The organism is Dethiosulfatarculus sandiegensis, from assembly GCF_000931935.2.
Lineage (GTDB): Bacteria > Desulfobacterota > Desulfarculia > Desulfarculales > Desulfarculaceae > Dethiosulfatarculus > Dethiosulfatarculus sandiegensis.
The window spans coordinates 186,438-205,149 of sequence record NZ_AZAC01000078.1 but is presented as its reverse complement, the minus strand read 5'-3'; the positions used below and the strand labels follow the sequence as shown (position 1 = coordinate 205,149).

Sequence of the window (18,712 nt, the reverse complement as noted above, 5' to 3'; positions counted from 1 at the left end):
AGGTATGGGGCTCATAATTAAAAATTCCGATTTCTTGACCGCCGCGGTGAAGCCCAAGGGCTATCCCCCGGTCGGCCCGCCCGAGATCGCCTTTGCGGGCCGCTCCAATGTGGGCAAGTCTTCTTTGATCAATTGCGTTTTAAGGCGCAAAAGGCTGGTCAGGGTTTCAAGCAAGCCCGGGCGGACCCAGGAGATCAACTTTTTTGCCATCAACCAGGACCAGTTCAGGCTGGTTGACCTGCCGGGCTATGGCTTTGCCAAGGTGCCCCGTTCCGTGAAAATGGGCTGGCGGCGCATGGTGGAGAGCTACCTTTCCGCCAGGGAGCCGTTGGCCTGTGTGGTCCTTATTCTGGATATCCGGCGTGAACCCACTGAAGAGGACTTCATGCTTTTGGATTATCTGGCGGCCCAACACCTCACCACTGTGATTGTGGTGACCAAGGCAGACAAACTTTCCAACAATAAAAGAAACGCCCGCCTGGCCAAATTGCGGCCTGTGTTGGGTAAATATGACCCTGATTTCATGCCGGTTTCAGCTGTGAACGGCATGGGCAGGGAAAAGCTGTTGGACAGGCTTGGCATGCTGGCCGGTTTGAATGAGGAACTTTCCTGAAAGGGAAAGTAATTTCTGAACAAAAAACCGGCTGGGCTGTAAAAATTTTTGCCCGGCCGGTTTTTTTTGCCTGAGTTCCGGCCCGGTGGTTTTCCCTGCCGATTAATCGCTGGTTAATTCCGTAATGTGATCTTCACTTTATTGACTAAACTCGTCTGGCCTGATAGCTTAACACATGCCGGGGGGCGTCACTTGAGACTGAGAGCCCGGCGCGTTAAAAAAGCGCCTGGCGACCCCTTGAACCTGATCCGGGTAATTCCGGCGGAGGGAACGGCTAGGCCAGTAAGGGCTTTCCGAAGTGCACAAAGCCGTCTGACCCAGCCTCACCTGGGTCGGACGGCTTTTCTAATTTGTTGCAAAACAACAAGGAGGCTTTTTTATGCCGCTTGCTAAAGTAATGATAATTGCCGGTTCCGACTCCGGCGGCGGGGCGGGCATCCAGGCTGACCTTAAGGCCGTGACTGTTCTGGGGGGACATGCCATGACCGTTATCACAGCCCTTACCGCCCAAAACACCCGGGGAGTGCAGGGCGTGCATGCCGTGCCCCTGGATTTTGTCCGCCGGCAGTTTGATGCCGTGGCAGATGATATTGAGGTGGATGCAATCAAGACCGGGATGCTTCATTCAGCGGAACTGGTGGAGCTTGCGGCGGAACTGGTCAAGGGCCTTGATCGTCCGCTGGTGGTGGACCCGGTTATGGTGGCCAAGGGTGGGGACCGGCTTTTGGCCGAAGACGCAGTCCGGGCTGTAAAGGAAAAATTGATTCCTCTGGCCACCCTGGTAACCCCCAATCTGGATGAGGCGGAAGCCCTTCTGGAGAGGGAGGTGAGGAATACGGAACAGATGATTCAGGCCGCCAGGGATCTGGTCGCCATGGGTGCCAAAGCCGCTCTGATCAAGGGCGGACACCTGGAAACAGACCCGGCTGACGTGCTCTTTGACGGTGAAGAGGTGCATGAGTTCAAGGCCGCCAGGATAGACACTCCCCACACCCACGGCACAGGCTGCACTTTGGCTTCTTCCTGCGCCACGCTTTTGGCCCAGGGCCGCGAGGTTTCCGTGGCCGTGGAAAGGGCCAGGCTTTTGGTAAGGCGCGGCATCGCCGGCGGTTTGGCCATTGGCAAGGGACACGGACCGGTCAACGCCATGGCGGACCTGGAGCCGCGTCTGGCCTTGGGCGGCGGCCTGGCCAGGGTGCAGGCTGCCATGGACCGGCTGGAGCAGGAACCCGGCCTGGGCTTCATTATTCCCGAGGTCAGGGGGCAGATCGGCTACGCCCTTCCCGGTGCTGCGGGACCGGGCGAGGTTATCGCCATCCAGGGGCGGATTACAGATATGAACGGCAGGCTGAAAGCGGCCGGTCCGGCCAAGGCCGGAGCCAGCCAGCATGTGGCCAAAATCGTGCTCACCGCTTGTGCCGCAGATCCGGAGAAACGCTGCGCCATGGCCCTTTGCTTTGATGAAGACCTTATCGAAAAGGCCCGTTCCCTGGGCTGGCAGGTGGGCGAATTCTCCCGTGCCGATGAACCGGCGGATGTAAAGGCACGCGAAGGCTCCACCCTGGAATGGGGAACCGGCCATGTGATCGAGCAGATGGGCCTGGTGCCTGATTTGATTTTTGACCGGGGTGAAGTGGGTAAGGAGCCGGTGATGCGGCTTTTGTCCCGCACCCCTGAAGAACTGGTGGCCAAAGTGCTGGCCCTGGCTGGAAAGGAGGCCTAGCAAATGGCCCAAACACAGATGCAAGCGGCCCGCGCAGGCCAAATAACCGAGGCCATGGAGCAGGTTGCCAAATACGAAGGCATGGACCCTGAAAAACTTCGCATTCTCGTTGGCGAGGGTAAGGTGGCCATCCCCAAAAACCCGGCCCACAAAAACCTGGAGCCCAGGGGCGTGGGCGAGGGCTTGAGCGTTAAGGTGAACGCCAATATCGGCACCAGCTCGGATAGGGCGGACGCCGCCGAAGAGATCGATAAGCTGAACGCAGCCCTGGAGGCCGGAGCCGATGCGGTGATGGACCTCTCCACCGGTGGAGACTTACGGGCCATGCGCCAGCAGGTGTTGGATAACTGCCCCGTGCCGGTGGGAACCGTGCCGATCTATCAGGCCGCGGTCGAGGTCACCAGCCAGGACCGGGGCATTGTGGATATGACCGCCGATGAGCTGTTCGGGGTTATCGAAGACCAAGCCAAGCAGGGCGTGGACTTCATCACCGTGCATTGCGGGGTGAATATGGCTGTACTGGACCGTCTGCGTGGCGAGGGCCGCATCATGGATATCGTGAGCAGGGGCGGTTCATTCATGGCCTGCTGGATTCTGGCCAATGAAAAGGAAAACCCCCTTTACGAGCATTACGACCGGCTGCTTGAGATCTGCCGGGCCCATGACGTGACCCTCTCTCTGGGCGACGGCCTGCGTCCCGGTTGCCTGGCCGACGCCACGGACCGGGCCCAGATCACCGAGCTTATCACCCTGGGCGAGCTGACTCAAAGGGCCTGGGACGCAGATGTGCAGGTGATGATCGAAGGACCGGGCCATGTGCCCCTGAACCAGATCCAGACCAATATCCAGTTGCAGAAAAGGCTTTGCCATAATGCGCCATTTTATGTGCTCGGCCCCTTGGTGACTGATATTGCGGCGGGTCACGACCACGTGGCCTGCGCAATCGGCGGGGCTTTGGCCGGAGCCGCCGGAGCGGATTTCTTGTGCTATGTCACCCCCACCGAACACCTTGCCCTGCCCGGGCCGGAAGATGTATACCGGGGGGTGGTGGTGACCAGGGTGGCTGCCCACGCAGCCGATATTGCCAAGGGCAGGGAGCAGTCCATTGCCAAGGATAACGCCATGGCCAAGGCCAGGGCCGATATGGACTGGGAGACCATGCTGAACCTCTGCCTGGACCCGCGCACCGCCAGGAAGATCAGGGAAAACTCCCTGCCTGCCGAAGAAGAGGTCTGCACCATGTGCGGCCGCTTCTGCGCTGTGCGCCTGATGCGGGATTACTTCCATCCCGAGCGCAAGAAAGGATAAGCCCTATGGGCCTGGTGGTCTTCACCGATCTGGACGGAACTCTTTTGGATCACCAGGCCTATGACTATACCCCGGCCAGGCCCGCCTTGGATGCCCTGGCCCAAAGGGGAGTCCCCCTGGTTCTCACCTCGAGCAAGACCCGGGCCGAGATGATTGTTCTGTGGCATGAGCTTGGGCTTGATCATCCCTTTATCGCTGAAAACGGCGGCGGGGTTTACGCGCCTTTTGGTCATGCCCTTGCTCAAGGTTCGGAGTGGTCAAAAGCCGGTGATGGCTGGCTGGTGAGGCGCCTGGGCATGCCGATTGAAGAGGTGCGCAGGCGGTTTTTGGTTTTTAAGGACAGGTTCGGGGCCAAGGGGTTCGGCGACCTCACGGACCGGGAGGTGGCGGGGTTCACCGGCCTTTCCCTGGAAAAGGCCGCCTTGGCCGGGAAAAGGGAGTTTAACGAACCCCTGATATTGCCGGAGCCGGAAAAAAATGAGGCCGGTTTTGTGCGAGCCGCCCAGGAACAGGGACTTTCCGTCACCAGGGGGGGGCGCTTTTTTCATTTGCTCGGTGGAGGGGACAAGGGCCGGGCCGTGAGCCTTGTGAGCAGTCTGTACCGGGAAAAGGATAAAAACCTAAAGACCATGGCCCTGGGCGATGCTCCGAACGACCTGGCCATGTTCAAGGCTGTGGATCACCCGGTTCTGGTGGCCCGGCCGGACCTGAGCCACGCCCCCCTTGAACTGCCTAACTTGAAAAGGGAAAATCTCCCCGGCCCCGAGGGCTTTAATCACGCGGTCAATACCTTTTTAACGGAAAAACAAGATGCCTGAGATGAAAACCAGCACAGAGGTGCTGAGGCTTTTGCTCAATGCCGATAAACCCCGTTCCGGTCAGGAAATGGGCGAGCTTCTGGGGCTGAGCCGGGCCGCGGTGGGCAAGGCGGTTACCGCCCTGCGTAAACAGGGCTTTGAAATCAAGGCCCAGCCAAGGGTGGGCTACAGCCTGGTCTCTGAACCGGATATGATCCTGCCCGCCAGGGTCGAGGCCAGGCTTGATCCAAATAGTCTGGGGCTTCCCTACTTTCATTTCGAAGACATAGACAGCACCAACCTGGAGGCCAGGCGTAGGGCGGAAAAGGGCGTTCCCCACGGCGCTTTGTTGGCAACCGAATATCAGAGCAAGGGCAGGGGAAGGCTGGAGCGCCGCTGGATAGCACCTAAGGGCGCCTGCCTTATGTTTTCCCTGGTCCTGCGTCCCAAGCTGGAGATGAGCCTGGTTTTCGGGCTTACCAATCTGGCGGCTTTAGCCGTGTGCCGCGCTTTGGAGGAAATCACAGGCCTTGAACCCAAGATCAAGTGGCCCAATGATCTTTACCTTAGCGGTGTGAAACTCGCCGGAGTGCTTACCGAGTTTGCCAGCCGCGCGGAACAGGTGGAGTATGTGGTGGTGGGAGTTGGGCTCAATGTCAATCTGAGCCGCCAAGACCTGGCTGAAATCGGTTCACCGGCCACGTCTTTACTCTCTGAAACTGGACGCAGTTGGGATCGGGCTCGAATTCTGGCGGCGGTCATGCGCAATATGAACGGATTATACGAGACCTTTACCAAAGGTGACAGAAGGGCCCTGGTGGCTGAATATGAAGCCAGATCCTGGCTTTTGGGTAAAGAGGTTTCGGTCAGGGACGGAGACGAGGTGAAGACCGGCCTTTTCAAGGGTATGGCCGCTGACGGAGCCCTGATTCTGAAAGGCCGGACAAAAGAGATGCTGATTCGGCACGGTGATGTGACTGTACTTTCAGTCAGCGATAAAAATAAACCCTGAAATTCCCCTGTTTAAATCCCCTGAGAGCGATTGTCTATAATTTTCCTTTTTTCGGATTGCCTTTATACTCATGTTATGCTTGCATGGTTAGCTCTGGATTTAACCGCTTTTAGCCGGTGCGGCAATCAATAATCTCTCCGGTTGTTTTTTAAAGGCATATAAAGCCTTTTGAGGCAACTCGTTGGACTGCCCAAGTAAAACGGTGAAACGCGGTTTGGTTTGAGTTTTGATCTGACTTTTTGGGATTTTTCGCTTAACCAAAACAGGCCGGAGGAATCATGGCCACCTTGATCCTGGCGGTTTCTTTTTCCATCTGCATTTCCGCCTTGTGTTCATTGCTGGAGTCGATTTTGTATTCCACACCCCATATCACCCTGGAGTCCGCCTCTGCCCGCGGCGAAGACCAGGCAAGTGGAATGAAAAGGCTCAAGTCCAATGTGGAAGTCCCTTTAACCGCTATTCTTATTTTAAACACCGTGGCTAACACCGCCGGAGCCTCCCTGGCAGGCTGGGCGGCGGGCCAGGTTTGGGGGGTGAAATACCTTTGGGTCTTTTCCCTTGTCTTCACCCTGGCTATTTTGCTTTTTTCCGAGATCATCCCCAAAACCGTGGGGGCTGTGCATTGGCCTTTGCTTTGGCGTCATTCGGTAAAGCCTCTGGATGTGATGGTGGCCGCCACCAAGCCCTTTATCAAACTGCTGAGACTGGTGACCAACCTTATCATCAGAAGCGCCCCGGAAATGGTTATAGTCAGCGAGGACGATATCCTGGCGGCGGCCAGGCTGGGCGCCAGGGAGGGTGAGATCACCATCATGGAACACAATCTCATCCACAATATAATCAAGCTGGAGGATTTAAAGGCCGAGGACATCATGACCCCCCGTACGGTTATCTTTTCGGCCAACGGGGACACCCCTGTGTTTAAGCTCAAAAAGGAGGCCAGGACCTGGCAGTACAGCCGGATACCGGTCTGGGTCGGCGGCAGGGAGGATTTTCAGGGCTATGTGTTGCGCAGGGATGTGGCCAATGCCGATTCCGGTAAGGAAAACCTGCTGTTAAAGGAAATACTCCACGCACCGGTGCGTTTTGTCCCCAATACGGCCAACGCCCTGAATCTTTTGAGCTCATTTTTGCGTCGAAAAGAGCATATGTATATGGTGGTGGACGAGTACGGGGGCATCATGGGACTGGTCACCCTGGAAGATGTACTGGAATCACTGGTCGGGTCTGAAATAGTGGATGAAACAGATACTGTAGCGGACTTGCAGGTTCTGGCCCGTAGGAGAGGGGCCACTGTCCTTAAGTTTGAGGATCTTTTGAAGGAGCCGGAAGAAGAAAAGAAGCAATAAAATATATCTAATAATAACTAATTGTTATCGAAAGGTGAGGCCTTGCGGGGCCTTGCCTTTTTTTATGGCGTTCCAAAATGCCGCGATTCGCCTGCCCGGTAGAAAGTCTGTTTTTATTGGCATGTTAATTGCTTTTGATAATCAGTGGTGAGCCGTGCCGCAATGAAATTCAGGCCGTTTTGCGGCCTTCCAACCCATGCGAAGGGAGATTTCAAAGATATGTCCGGTGCGGGCCATCTGGCAAAAGGAGGTGTGCCATGAAAAAGATGTTTCTTTTTACCTTTATGACCCTGGCTCTGGCGGCCACACCGGTCAAGGGTGAGACATTCATGGATCTTTTACGGGTAATGTCCCAAGGAAAACCTCCACAGACCCAGTGTCCCAAAACCCTTATGGTCAAGGATTGTCTTAAATGTCATGTGATCCCCACCTTTGAGCTCAAGGAAAAGAAAGCTCACGCAGAACGCAGCTATCCCAACGAGCATACTTCGATTATTGAACTAAAGGGCACTCAGATGGGATACTACATGCTTAAAGGCGAAGTGGAGAGAAAAACATCTGAAGAAGTTAGGCAATACTTTGAATATCTTGATCATTTGACTATCAGGAAAGCCATTGTCGAGGTTCAGAGCCCGGGCGGCAGCCTGTTTGAGGGTTGGCGCATTCACGGCATTATGGAACATTACAAATCCAAGGGCATGATCGTGGAGACCAGGTGCTACGGCTGGGCCGCTTCGGCTGGTTTTATTATCTTTGTCAGCGGCAGCCGGGGACACCGGCTGGTAAGCCCCCAAGCAGAGTTGATGTGGCACGAGCTGAAGAGTTTTAAGATGTTCGACGTCTCTTCTCCTGCGGACAAGGAAGATGAGGCCGAGGTGCTGCGTCACCTGCAGAATACGGCCAATACCTGGCTGGCTTCCGTCTCCAGGCTGACAAAAGATGAGCTGGATAAAAGTGTCCATAAAAAGGAGCTTTGGTTGAACGGCAAGGAAGCCATTGAACAGGGATTTGCCGACGGCGCCCTTAATCGGCCTCTGCTCAAGGTGAGCGATGGACGCCCATGATGGCCGGGAAGATCGTTTTATCCTAAGTGTTTATAAATAAAACAGCTTGTTAGGGGTTTTTAGATGAAGCGAGCGGATATTTATTCAGATGATATGATCCTGGAAAACAGGCGTCTCAGGGAGAATTTGGCCCGTTTGTCCGGAATACTGGACAACCTGGATGAATTGATCTGCCGTTTCACTTTTGACGGCGCTATTACCTTTGTGAATGATGCGCTTTGCCGCATGAGCGGAAAAATGTCAGAGGAGCTTTTGGGCAGGGATGTGTTCTCCTTGATTAAACCAAGGGACCGGCAGCTGGCACGGGAGCTTTTCAACACAATTGACCGCAGCAATAACACCGTGGAGGTGGAGCAAAGCCTGACCAGGGCCAATGGAGAACTGTTGTGGATCGGCTGGCAAGGCAGGGGGATTTTCAATTCCGAAGGTGAGATCATCGAATACCAGGCAGTGGGGCGCAATATTACAAGGGAGAAGCAGAACCGAAAAGGCAGAAAGAACGCAGAAGAGGAAAGAGCCAGGCAAGAAGATCAGGTTCGTCAAAGTGAAAAAATGGAGGCCCTGGGCACCTTGGCCGGGGGCATAGCCCATGATCTCAACAGTTCACTCGGAATTATTGTGACCAATACCGAGATAGCCCTGGAGGATCTGCCCCCAGAGGCCCCCAGCCGCTATGGCCTGGAACTGGTCTTAAAGGCCAGCCACCGGGCCATGGACCTGGTTAAGCAGATCCTGACCTTCACCAGGCCCTCAGAGGAGAAGATGGCTGCCGTTCGCTTGGGGCCCATTGTCCAGGAGGCGGTCAAGTTGGTGGAGTCTTCCCTTTCATCGGATATCAAGGTTTGTGTTTCCCCGCCCAAGGGCGAGGATATTGCCCTGGCCGATCAGAGTCAGATTCATCAGGTCGTGCTGAACCTTTGCACCAATGCAGCCTGGGCCATGCGCAAAACAGGCGGCGTGCTGAATGTTTCCTTGGAGGCCTTTGACCTGAAAGAGACCATGGAAACCAGCTGCGGCAAATTGGGGCCGGGAGCCTTTTTGAAACTGATGGTGATTGATACGGGCCAAGGTATGAACGCAGACGTACTGAAGCGGATTTTCGATCCCTTTTTCACCACCAAGGGGACCGGCAAGGGCAGCGGTATGGGTTTAAGCGTGGTCCACGGCATTGTCAGGGCCCATCAGGGAGGCATAGTCGTTTCCAGCCAGGCAGGCAAGGGTTCCTGTTTTGAGGTTTATCTTCCCAGGCTGCAAAGTGAACACGGCTCCTGGGGGGAAAATGCGGAGAATCTGCCTAAAGGCACCGAACGCATCCTTCTGGTGGATGACGATGAAGATATGGCCTTGGTGACTCAGGGGCTTTTCAAAAGGCTGGGGTATAAGACCACGGCCCTGACCGGCAGTTTAAAGGCGCTTGAAACCTTTAAACAGGATCCCCATGGTTTTGACATATTGGTTACCGATCAGGTCATGCCCGAGATGACCGGGCTGGAACTGGCCCGGGAGGTCCAGGCCCTGCGCCCGGATATCCCCATAATCCTTTTCACCGGTTTCTGGGCGGCCGGCACCAGGACCAAGGCCCGTGATGCAGGCATCAGGGAGCTTTTGATCAAGCCGATTCGCAACCGCAGGTGGGCCGAGACAGTGCGTCGGGTCTTGGACCAGAATAAATAGACCCGGTAAAAAATAAAGCTTTATTACGGCGAGGCCAAAGGCCTTGCCGGTTTTTTTATTAGCTTAATTTATTGTTTCTCTTGCCCAAAGAGGCTTGTTTTCATTATTCTGGGCACAACGGGGTTTACCTTTTGATAAGGCAAGCCTGTTCTCGCATTTTATCTGCCGTATTGAAATGTATGATTAAATTGGGGTGGTTTGGCAGGTTAAGGCCGTGCCGACTTAATCTTTCCCGATAAATGCATTTAAGGGACCTTTAGTTATTTAATCAGATGAAGTAAATACTTAGACCCAATCTTTTGACCTCAAGTCGTTAGTTTTATCATTTGGTTTTTCACCAAAGGGGGACTATGGCTCGGGTTCTGGTGATTGATGACGACCGCCTGGTCTGCGATACCTTTGGCCATGTGATAGGACGCATGGGCCATGAAGTGGATTGCGCCCTCACCCTGGATCAGGGTATTAAAAGCGCGGAGGCCGGAGACTACGCGGTGGCGCTTTTGGATGTCTATATGCCCGATGGCGACGGTCTGGAGGGCTTGACCGCCCTGCGTAAACTGCCCACACCGCCGGAGGTCATCATCATCACCGGTTACGGTGACCCCGACGGCGCTGAGCTGGCCATAAGAAACGGGGCCTGGGATTATATTGAAAAGGCCTCATCCCATAAAAAGGTGATGCTTTCCCTTTCCAGGGCCATCAGGTATCACGAGGACAAGCTGAAAAAGGAAAATGCGGTCGCTCTTAAGACCGAAGGGATCATTGGGGTTAGTTCGGCCATGACCGGTTGTTTTGACGAACTGGCCAAGGCGGCGGTAACCGAGGCCAATGTGCTGATAACCGGTCAGACCGGCACGGGCAAGGAGCTGTTTGCCCGGGCTATTCATCAAAACAGCAATCGCCAGAAAAACCGCTTTGTGGTGGTGGACTGTGCGGCCCTGCCCGAAAATCTCACCGAAAGCGTGCTTTTTGGCCATGAAAAGGGGGCGTTCACCGGGGCGATCAAGGACCGGACCGGGCTGGTGTTGCAGGCCCACACGGGGACCCTTTTTCTGGATGAGGTCGGTGAGTTGCCGCTTAATCTGCAGAAAGCCTTTTTACGGGTCCTGGAGACGCGCAGGTTTTTGCCCCTGGGCGGACAAAGGGAGCTTTTCAGCGATTTCAGGCTGGTGGCGGCCACCAATCGCGATCTTGATCAAATGGTTGCCCAAAAGGAGTTTCGGGAGGATCTTCTCTTTCGGCTGCGTTCCCTGAATCTGTATATTCCGCCTTTAAAGGATCATCCCGCGGACATAAGGGAGCTGACTTCATATTATCTGGCCCTTATATGCGACAAGGCCCAAATGGCCTGCAAGGGATTTTCCCATGACTTCATGGCCATGCTCATGGCATATCCCTGGCCGGGAAACGTGCGGGAGCTGATCCATGCCCTGGAGACAGCCTGCGCGGCTGCGGGCGTGGACAGCATTCTCTTGCCCTGGCACTTGCCGACCAATATCAGGGTGCAGGCGGCCAGGGATTCGGTGAAGGGTGATTTTGAGGAGCAGGAAGCCAATCTTCAACCGGTGAGGGAGCTTAAGGCGCTGCCGGACTGGCGCGATTACCGCAACCAAATGGAGAGCAACTACCTGCGCGACCTTATGGCACTTTCGGATTGGGATGCCAATCAGGCGGCCGAAGCCTCGGGCATGAGCCGCTCTCATCTTTACCAGCTCTTAAAAAAGCATGGAATCGGCAAAAAGATTTGAACTTTCCGCTTAAACGCCGGATCCACGTCCTTTAAGCCCTCCCACTGCGTAGAAAAGTGCGCCCGGCAGGGTGGTCACCACTATGGAAAGATTGGCAATTAATCCCAGGATAAAGGAATCCGTGGCCGTGAGCCCGACCAACCCGAAGAAGGCCACATAAAGCCCCTCAACCACGCCAAAGCCCGAGACTGAGACCGGAATCCTGGTGAATAAAAGGGCGAGCGGCGCAACGGCCGCCGATTCCAGGAGGCTCAAATCGATATTAAAGGCCAGGGCGGTGAGCCAGGTGCCGACAACCGGCACAGACTGCTCAATGATGGAAAGGAACAAGAACCAGGCCAGGGCCAGGGGATGATTGCGGTATTCACTGTATGCGGCCAACAGTTTGCCGACCCAGCCCAGGACCCGGCCTTTTTTCGCCAGTTTTTCAGGCAGGGCGGCCATCCACCTGGCCGGCCTTTTGGAGAGGGTCAACCCTACGGCCAGTACAGAAGCCAGAAGTATGCCCAAACTCCAGCCCACCAGGCCGTAGGGGGTGTCCACCGCCATGCCGGCCAAAAGGGAAAGCGCAAGCGCCGCGGCCATGGCCGAGGCCACAAAACCCAAGGTGCGCTCCAGGGCCACCGAGGCGGTTAGAACCGATAGGGGGCGAGAGTGGTTGCTTACGCATGCCACCCTCATGGCGTCTCCGCCCACAGTACTGGGTAGAAAACAGCCGGCAAAGGTTGAGAGATAATAGGCCCTGATCGTTTGCCAGAAACTTATCTCAAGCCCCCGGCAGATCACAAGGACGCGCCATTTATAAGCCATCAGGAGCCGGTCAAGGGTGATCCACAAGGCCAGCCAGCCAAGATAGCCCCACCTGGCTTCAGCCAGGGCACGACCCGCCTCCTTTAAATCCACCATAAAGCCTAAAAGCACAAACATAAGGCCTGCGCTGATAATCAGCCTGAACCATGGTCCCTTGATAAATGACAATCCCTGTAACCCTTTTCAGGCAAAAGCCCGCTTGAAAATCTTAAAACCCCCGCCCGGAGCGGCTGTTCAGACCGAACCTCAACCGGTTTTTTGTCCCGGCAGCTTCAGGTGAAAACCGCTTAATCATACCGGATATCGGCAAACAGACAGCTCTCAGATTTTGATAAAGTAAAATTTTTGTGGATAATACACCTTTTCAGGGTAAAACCCGGCTTGCAAAAAAATAGAACTGACAGGAAAATACTCCAATTCAAAAGAGGGCGGGAAAAGACACTCCGTGGATTTTCGGTAAAATAATCGGCAGGGCCATTCCGCTTCTTTTGGGAAGTCTTTTACTCCAAAAGGCCGCCGACCGGGGCGAAGAGGCCCGGGTCAAAGGTTAAGGACTTGCAATCGGGCCCATATATCATTAGGCTATGTTCAAGCCTTCCAGGGGGTTGTCTCCTCTATTTCAAGGGCTCCGCTGCATGAAGGCCCGCCTTTGGCACTGCCCGGAGGTTTAACCGGGGTATAAGGTGCGGCCGGTTCCGGGTATGGAACCGGCTTAGTGTTTCAATATATAACTGACCGGTCAGGGACGCCTGTCCGGGGATGATGGGAAAACCATGCGCGTATTGGTTACCGGCGGAACCGGCTTTACCGGCTCCCATCTGGTTCGCAGGCTCCTGGCCCGCGGCGATGAAGTGCTGGTGCTGGATAAACAGCCCGGCCTGTTTGCCGATGAATTAAAGGCCAAGGGGGCCAAGATCACCCTTGGCTCAGTGACAAATGCCGATCTCTGCCGCAAATTGGTTGACGGTTGCGAAATAGTGCACCATTTAGCTGCCGCGTTTCGCGAGGTGAACCGCCCCAACAGCGTGTATACAGAGGTGAACAGGGAAGGCACCCGAAGGCTTTGCCAGGCCGCCCTGGACGCCGGGGTGCGCAGGCTGGTTTATTGCTCCACCCAGGGTGTGCACGGAAATGTGGACAACCCGCCGGGCGACGAAGACACCCCCATTGAGCCCGAGGACTTTTATCAGTACTCCAAACACCAGGGTGAGCTGGTGGTGAACGAGTTTCTGGACAAGGGGCTTGAATCAACCATCCTGCGCCCCATGGCCATCTTCGGCCCCGGGGATCCGGCCCGTTTTCTGATGATCTATAAAAGGGTGGCCAAGGGCCGCTTTATCATGGCCGGTCCGGGCAATGCCTTTTACCATCCCTTATACATAGACAACTTTATCGATGCCTTTGAGTTGGCCGAAAACGCGCCCGAAGCAGTGGGCAGGGCCTACCTCATTGGCGATGATGAATATGTGACGATCAAGGATCTGGTCTTAAGGGTGGGCAAGGCGCTTGACACCGAGGTGAAGATCGTCCACGTTCCGTTCTGGCCGGTTTACGCGGTCAGCGCCCTTTGCGAACTTTTGTATAAGCCGCTCCCGGCCGAGCCTCCCCTTTTCAGGCGCAGGGCCGATTGGTTCCGTCAGAACCGGGCCTTTAAGATTGATCGCGCCCGCAAGGAATTGGGCTATGATCCCAAGATCTCAGTGGATGAGGGGCTCAGGCGCACCGGCCAGTGGTATAGGGAAAACGGTTATATCTGATGTGCGGAATTTGCGGGTTCAGTTGGGAGGACCAGGATCTGGTCCGGGAGATGACCCACCGGCTTAAACACCGGGGGCCGGATATGTGCGGCGACTATGTGGATCGTGGCGTGAGCCTGGGGCACACCCGGCTTTCCATCATAGATCTTTCGGAAAACGGCCGCCAGCCCATGTTCAACGAAGATAAGAGCGTGGTTTTGGTGACCAACGGCGAGATCTACAACCACCAGGACCTGCGCAGCGAACTGAAAGGCAAGGGGCATGTCTTTTACTCTGATTCCGACTCGGAGTCGATTATCCATGCCTATGAGGAGTGGGGGCCGGACTGCATAAAACGGCTTTCCGGCATGTTCTGCTTTGCCCTTTTGGATAAAAAGAAGAAGCGCATAATGCTCGGCAGAGACCGCCTGGGCATCAAGCCGCTTTATTATTACCAAAAGGGCGGGGACATCATCTTTTCCAATGAGATAAAGGCAATGTTGGCCTGGCCCGGCCTGGAACGCAGGGTGGATCTCTCCGCTCTTTACCAGTACCTGGGCTATGAGTTCGTGCCCGCGCCCCGCACCCTTTTTGACGGGGTGAAAAAGCTGAGCCAGGGCCATTACGCCCTGTTTGAACTTGAAAACGGCAAATTAAGCGAACATAAATACTGGGAGATGGAGTTTGATCCCCGTTTTTCCCGGCCCGAGGAGGCGGTGGAAGAACTCAGGGCCAAACTCAAAACCGCTGTAAACAGGCGCCTCATGTCCGATGTGCCCCTGGGGGTATTTCTTTCAGGCGGCCTGGATTCAACCACGGTGACCGCCCTGATGCGCGAGTGCGGGGTGGAACATTTACGGACCTTTTCCATAGGCTATCCCGATAAAAGCTTCAGTGAGCTGGATTACGCCGAGGAAATGGCCCGCTATTACAAGACCGATCAGACCGTGCTCATGATCGAGGGCCTCACCATTGAAGAACTGGAAAAGGCGGTCTATCACCTAGACGAGCCCATGACCGACCTTTCGGCCATACCGCTCATGCTTATTTGCCGCAAGGCCAAGGAAAAGGTGACTGTTGTCCTTTCCGGCGAGGGCGGCGATGAGATATTCTGCGGCTATGACCGGTTCAAGGCCTCCAGCGCCTCCAGGCTTTTGGATCTTGTGCCCGGCTCGGCCAGGGGCCTTCACGCCCTGTCCCGGCTTTTGCCTGACCAGCCCCAGAAGAAAGGGGCGGTCAATGTTTTGAAGCGTTTTTTGGACGGGGCTATCCTGCCCAAGGAGGGCGGGCACTTGAGGTGGCAGTATTTCCTGGCTCCGGGACAGGCGGAAAGCCTTTTCAACCAGGAGGTGAAAAACCAGGTCACCTTCGACGCCTTTGGACCGATCAAGCGCATCATGGAGTCATGCAACAGCGATAAGCGCCTGGACAAAGAAGTCTTTGGCGATATCAAGCTGTTCATGGCCGACAGTGTGCTCATGAAGGTGGACAAGATGTCCATGTCCACCTCCCTCGAGGTGAGGGTTCCGTTTTTGGATCACGAAGTGATTGAGTTTGCAGCCACTTTGCCCGGTAGCTTTAAACTGAAAGGCATGACAACCAAATACATCCTGCGCCAGGCCATCAGGGGGCTGGTTCCCGATCATGTGGTGGACAGGGGCAAACAGGGATACTCCCTGCCTGTGAAGAATCTCCTGAGGGGTCAGCTCAGGCCCTTGATGGAGGAGCTTTTACGCAAAAGCCCCCTGGTGACGGACTATATGGTCCCCCAAAGTGTGGAAAAACTCATGCAGGAGCACTTGGCGGGAACCCATAATCATAACCATGTCCTCTGGGCCCTTATGAACGCGGCCCTGTGGCACAGGCGTTATCTGGAGGCTTGAGAAAGTGGACCAGCCCAATCCCCACAAGGTGGCGGGAGCCCTTAAACAGGGTGGAGGACTGAAGGCTTACCAGGATCTGGTTTTGGGCGACCGCTCCTTTGGCTTTCTTTTGCTGCACGAGCTGGTGATGCTTTTTTCCTCCTGGGTGCCCGGCGCCCTGGGCGTGGTCCTGCGCAAATTTTTCTACCCGCTTATTCTGGGCGGTGCGGGCAAGGGGTGCCTCTTTGGCCGGGGCGTAACCTTCCGTCACCCCAAAAAGATTTTTTTGGGCAAGGCGGTGGTCCTGGATGACGGGGTCATGGTCGATGCCAAGGGAGTTGACAACCGGGGCATCAAAATGGCGGACGGTGTTTACATCGGCAGGAACAGCATTGTCTACACCAAGGGCGGGGATATCGAGCTGGCCGAAAAGGCCAATGTAAGCTCAAACTGCATTTTATTTTCCAGCAACCGCCTTTATGTGGGCCGGGGCACCTTTATCGCCGCCTATGCCTATCTCCTGAGCGGCGGTGAATACGATATGGAGTCCAGGACACCTCTGTGCGAACAGCCCGGTACAAACAGCCGGGGAGAGACACGGGTGGGTGACAATGTCTGGATAGCCGCCCATGCGGTGGTGGCTGACGGGGCCTTTGTGGGAGACGACTCAGTAGTGGCTGCCGGCGCCGTGGTCAGGGGGAGGGTTGAACCAGGAACCCTGGCCGCAGGGCTGCCCGCCAAAACCATACGATCCTTGGAACGGAAATGACCCTTCTCGCCAAAAGACTCCTTATTCAATATCGGGATTTCATGCTGCGCCGTCTTTCCCCGGAAGCTCCCCCTTTCAGGCTGTGGGTGGATATATCTTCCCGCTGCAACTTAAAATGCAAGGCCTGTCCCCAACGCATGCTGAGCAAGAACCAGAGGCGGGATATGGACCCGGCTATACTGGACAGCCTGGTGGGGCAGATACCCCAGCTGGCTCCGGTGGAGGTGAACCTTTTCCACAGGGGTGAGCCTTTGATGCATGAGGAGCTGGGGCAGTGGATAAGGAGATTCAGGCAGGCAGGGGCCCTGGTCCGGTTGCACACCAATGCCTCTTTGATTACAAGGCAAAAAGCCCTGGAACTGGTGACTGCAAGACCCGAGATAATCACCTGCTCCGTGGACTCCTTAAACCCGGAGGCCTATGCCGTTGCCCGGCCCGGCGCCGATTTAACCGAAACCCTGGCCGGAGTGGAGCATCTTTTGGCCGCACGCAAAGCGACCGGCGAAAAACAGCCCAAGATATCGCTTTTATTGATGGGTGAACACCCCTGGGGAGATCCTGAGCAGGCCAGGCTTGACCGCTTGAGGCAAAAGGGGCTTGACCGGGCTATTAAGCGGAATCCCCACAACTGGGGAGGCAGCGTGGGTAAGGTCCAAAAGGATAAGGCCGTGAGCACCTGCACCTTTCCCTGGTACGGACTGGCGGTTTTGAGTGACGGTTGCGTCACTGCCTGCCCCCAGGATTTTTTCGGGCAGATCACCCTGGGCTGGGCCGATGAAAAGAGCCTGCTTGAGATTTGGCGGGATAGACCCATTCGGTCTTTGCGCAAGGCTCATGCCGGAAAACAGCCTGAAAATTATGTTATATGTTCAGAGTGTGACCGGATAAGACGCTCCACCTTCCTGGGGGCGCCCACCGAGCATTTGAAAAACTTCCTGGCCGAGTCTATATTAACCAAGTTGGGCACGCATTAATCCGGGCCTGTTTTGTTTAAGTATAAGGGGATCTTTGAGGAAAAATCCCTCCTATGGCCAAACTAATCTGGGCCTCAAAGGCCCCGGGCGGAAAAAAATGAAGATATTAGCCGTGGCCCCAACCCCCTTTTTTGCGGACCGGGGTTGCCACATGCGAATACTGGGAGAGGCCCAGGCCCTGCAAAGGCGGGGGCATGAGGTCCTTTTGGTGACCTATCACCTGGGCAGGGATATCGAAGGCGTCCCGACCTGGCGCACCAAGGCCGTTAAATGGTATGACAAGCTTGAGGCGGGCCCCGCCCTGGGCAAGTTCTACCTGGACTGGCTCTTGCTTTTAAAGACCATGGAGGCGGTGCGCAATTTCAAGCCGGACGTGATCCACGGCCACCTGCACGAGGGTGCGCTTCTGGGTAAAATGGCCGCCTGGCTCACCGGTAAAAAGATCCCTGTTGTCTTTGATGTGCAGGGCAGCCTGACCGGTGAACTGGATTCCTATGGCTGGCTGGACAAAGTTCCCTTTGTGCGTCCCATGTTCCGCCTGGTGGAGAAGATAATCAGCCGTTTCTCCAATCAGCTGGTCGGCTCCAATGAGACGGTGAGCGAGTTTCTGGAAAAAGAAATGGGGCTTCCCCAAAACCGGGTGCAGACCATTATCGATGGTGTGCATATGGGCTTTTTCAAGGGCACCGGCCGCACGGATTTGAAAGAGGAGCTGGGCATTGATCAAAATCGCCCGATCGTGCTCTATACCGGCGCTCTTTTGTCCAGTAAGGGAGTGGATAACTTTTTCGAGGCCATTCCCCATGTGCTCAAGGAAAAACCGGATGCCTATTTTCTGGTGGTGGGCTATCCGGTGGAGGATAGCAAGGCCCTGGTCGAGAAACTCGGTGTGGCCGAAGATTGCCTTTTTGTGGGGCAGGTTGACTATTTCCTATTGCCGGATTATCTCAAGATAGGCGATGTGGCGGTTGACCCCAAGGTGGATGCGGCCGGTGAAGCCAGCGGCAAGATCATAAATTATATGGGCGGCGGCTTGGCCGTGGCTTGTTTTGACAACCATAACAACCGTCGTTTTCTGGCCGATTGCGGGGCCTATGCCCCCACGCCGGATCCAGCCGGTCTGGCCCGGGCCATATTGGATCTGTTGGCCGACCCGGACGCCTGCCGGGCCAAGGGCGAGGCGGCCCGCGCCAGGGTGGAGCAGGAGTTTTCCTGGGAAGCCGGCGGCCGCCGTTACGAAGAGGTTCTGGAAAAGGCGCTGGCCTTATAAGGC

General features: G+C 55.6%; 15 protein-coding genes and 1 riboswitch. Of the genes, 14 read left to right on the top strand and 1 reads right to left on the bottom strand.

The features are described 5' to 3' along the window. Positions 1-4: 4 nt before the first annotated feature. The 9 genes from yihA (at position 5) to X474_RS24625 (ending at position 11,288) form a co-directional block, all read left to right on the top strand. Complete coding sequence (yihA, locus tag X474_RS24670) at positions 5-613, top strand: ribosome biogenesis GTP-binding protein YihA/YsxC (protein WP_044352744.1); 609 nt, start codon at positions 5-7, stop codon at positions 611-613. A gap of 171 nt (positions 614-784) precedes the next feature. Further along, positions 785-901, top strand: a riboswitch (TPP riboswitch). Positions 902-992: 91 nt separating this feature from the next. Continuing rightward, complete coding sequence (gene thiD / locus X474_RS24665) at positions 993-2,336, top strand: bifunctional hydroxymethylpyrimidine kinase/phosphomethylpyrimidine kinase (protein WP_044352742.1); 1,344 nt, start codon at positions 993-995, stop codon at positions 2,334-2,336. A gap of 3 nt (positions 2,337-2,339) precedes the next feature. Continuing rightward, positions 2,340-3,644, top strand: a complete 1,305-nt coding sequence (gene thiC / locus X474_RS24660; RefSeq protein ID WP_044352741.1) for a phosphomethylpyrimidine synthase ThiC — start codon at positions 2,340-2,342, stop codon at positions 3,642-3,644. Between the two features lie 5 nt (positions 3,645-3,649). Next, entirely contained in the window at positions 3,650-4,462 is an 813-nt protein-coding gene (locus tag X474_RS24655; RefSeq protein WP_044352739.1) for an HAD-IIB family hydrolase, read from the top strand. Further along, positions 4,455-5,453 (top strand): biotin--[acetyl-CoA-carboxylase] ligase, encoded by a 999-nt coding sequence (locus X474_RS24650; protein ID WP_052515616.1) that lies wholly within the window; start codon positions 4,455-4,457, stop codon positions 5,451-5,453. Before X474_RS24655 ends, X474_RS24650 begins: the two co-directional genes overlap by 8 nt. 278 nt (positions 5,454-5,731) lie before the next feature. Then, positions 5,732-6,802, top strand: a complete 1,071-nt coding sequence (locus X474_RS24640) for a CNNM domain-containing protein (RefSeq protein WP_044352738.1) — start codon at positions 5,732-5,734, stop codon at positions 6,800-6,802. A gap of 257 nt (positions 6,803-7,059) precedes the next feature. Further along, positions 7,060-7,866, top strand: coding sequence for an ATP-dependent Clp protease proteolytic subunit (locus X474_RS24635; protein WP_052515613.1), 807 nt, complete (start codon positions 7,060-7,062; stop codon positions 7,864-7,866). A gap of 63 nt (positions 7,867-7,929) precedes the next feature. After that, positions 7,930-9,540, top strand: a complete 1,611-nt coding sequence (locus tag X474_RS24630) for a hybrid sensor histidine kinase/response regulator (protein ID WP_052515612.1) — start codon at positions 7,930-7,932, stop codon at positions 9,538-9,540. Between the two features lie 350 nt (positions 9,541-9,890). Continuing rightward, entirely contained in the window at positions 9,891-11,288 is a 1,398-nt protein-coding gene (locus tag X474_RS24625) for a sigma-54-dependent transcriptional regulator (protein WP_044352737.1), read from the top strand. 9 nt (positions 11,289-11,297) lie between these two features. On the opposite strand, the gene X474_RS24620 is transcribed toward X474_RS24625, so the two are convergent. Further along, the gene (locus X474_RS24620; RefSeq protein ID WP_044352736.1) at positions 11,298-12,266 is read right to left on the bottom strand and encodes a lysylphosphatidylglycerol synthase transmembrane domain-containing protein; all 969 of its coding nucleotides are present in this window, start codon (positions 12,264-12,266) and stop codon (positions 11,298-11,300) included. 605 nt (positions 12,267-12,871) lie between these two features. Here X474_RS24620 and X474_RS24615 point away from each other — a divergent pair. The 5 genes from X474_RS24615 to X474_RS24595 all read left to right on the top strand — a co-directional run bounded on the left by X474_RS24615 (position 12,872) and on the right by X474_RS24595 (position 18,709). Then, positions 12,872-13,855: an NAD-dependent epimerase/dehydratase family protein gene (locus X474_RS24615; RefSeq protein WP_044352735.1), complete on the top strand. Its 984-nt coding sequence runs from the start codon at positions 12,872-12,874 to the stop codon at positions 13,853-13,855. After that, on the top strand, positions 13,855-15,717 hold the full coding sequence (gene asnB, locus X474_RS24610; RefSeq protein ID WP_044352734.1) for an asparagine synthase (glutamine-hydrolyzing): 1,863 nt from the start codon (positions 13,855-13,857) through the stop codon (positions 15,715-15,717). Before X474_RS24615 ends, asnB begins: the two co-directional genes overlap by 1 nt. Before the next feature lie 4 nt (positions 15,718-15,721). Further along, positions 15,722-16,465 carry an acyltransferase gene (locus X474_RS24605; RefSeq protein WP_044352733.1) on the top strand — a complete coding sequence of 248 codons (744 nt, stop codon included), beginning with the start codon at positions 15,722-15,724 and terminating at the stop codon, positions 16,463-16,465. Then, on the top strand, positions 16,462-17,439 hold the full coding sequence (locus X474_RS24600; protein WP_044352731.1) for a radical SAM/SPASM domain-containing protein: 978 nt from the start codon (positions 16,462-16,464) through the stop codon (positions 17,437-17,439). The genes X474_RS24605 and X474_RS24600 overlap by 4 nt, the downstream gene beginning before the upstream one ends. Positions 17,440-17,536: 97 nt before the next feature. Beyond that, positions 17,537-18,709: a glycosyltransferase gene (locus X474_RS24595; protein WP_044352840.1), complete on the top strand. Its 1,173-nt coding sequence runs from the start codon at positions 17,537-17,539 to the stop codon at positions 18,707-18,709. The last annotated feature ends 3 nt before the right edge of the window (positions 18,710-18,712 follow it).

Bases quoted from the DNA above. Each gene is read 5' to 3' on its own strand.
- X474_RS24635 (WP_052515613.1), top strand. From the start codon at position 7,060: ATGAAAAAGATGTTTCTTTTTACCTTTATGACCCTGGCTCTGGCGGCC.
- yihA (WP_044352744.1), top strand. From the start codon at position 5: ATGGGGCTCATAATTAAAAATTCCGATTTCTTGACCGCCGCGGTGAAG.
- X474_RS24630 (WP_052515612.1), top strand. From the start codon at position 7,930: ATGAAGCGAGCGGATATTTATTCAGATGATATGATCCTGGAAAACAGG.
- X474_RS24625 (WP_044352737.1), top strand. From the start codon at position 9,891: ATGGCTCGGGTTCTGGTGATTGATGACGACCGCCTGGTCTGCGATACC.
- thiD (WP_044352742.1), top strand. From the start codon at position 993: ATGCCGCTTGCTAAAGTAATGATAATTGCCGGTTCCGACTCCGGCGGC.
- X474_RS24640 (WP_044352738.1), top strand. From the start codon at position 5,732: ATGGCCACCTTGATCCTGGCGGTTTCTTTTTCCATCTGCATTTCCGCC.
- thiC (WP_044352741.1), top strand. From the start codon at position 2,340: ATGGCCCAAACACAGATGCAAGCGGCCCGCGCAGGCCAAATAACCGAG.
- X474_RS24600 (WP_044352731.1), top strand. From the start codon at position 16,462: ATGACCCTTCTCGCCAAAAGACTCCTTATTCAATATCGGGATTTCATG.
- asnB (WP_044352734.1), top strand. From the start codon at position 13,855: ATGTGCGGAATTTGCGGGTTCAGTTGGGAGGACCAGGATCTGGTCCGG.
- X474_RS24595 (WP_044352840.1), top strand. From the start codon at position 17,537: ATGAAGATATTAGCCGTGGCCCCAACCCCCTTTTTTGCGGACCGGGGT.
- X474_RS24650 (WP_052515616.1), top strand. From the start codon at position 4,455: ATGCCTGAGATGAAAACCAGCACAGAGGTGCTGAGGCTTTTGCTCAAT.
- X474_RS24655 (WP_044352739.1), top strand. From the start codon at position 3,650: ATGGGCCTGGTGGTCTTCACCGATCTGGACGGAACTCTTTTGGATCAC.
- X474_RS24615 (WP_044352735.1), top strand. From the start codon at position 12,872: ATGCGCGTATTGGTTACCGGCGGAACCGGCTTTACCGGCTCCCATCTG.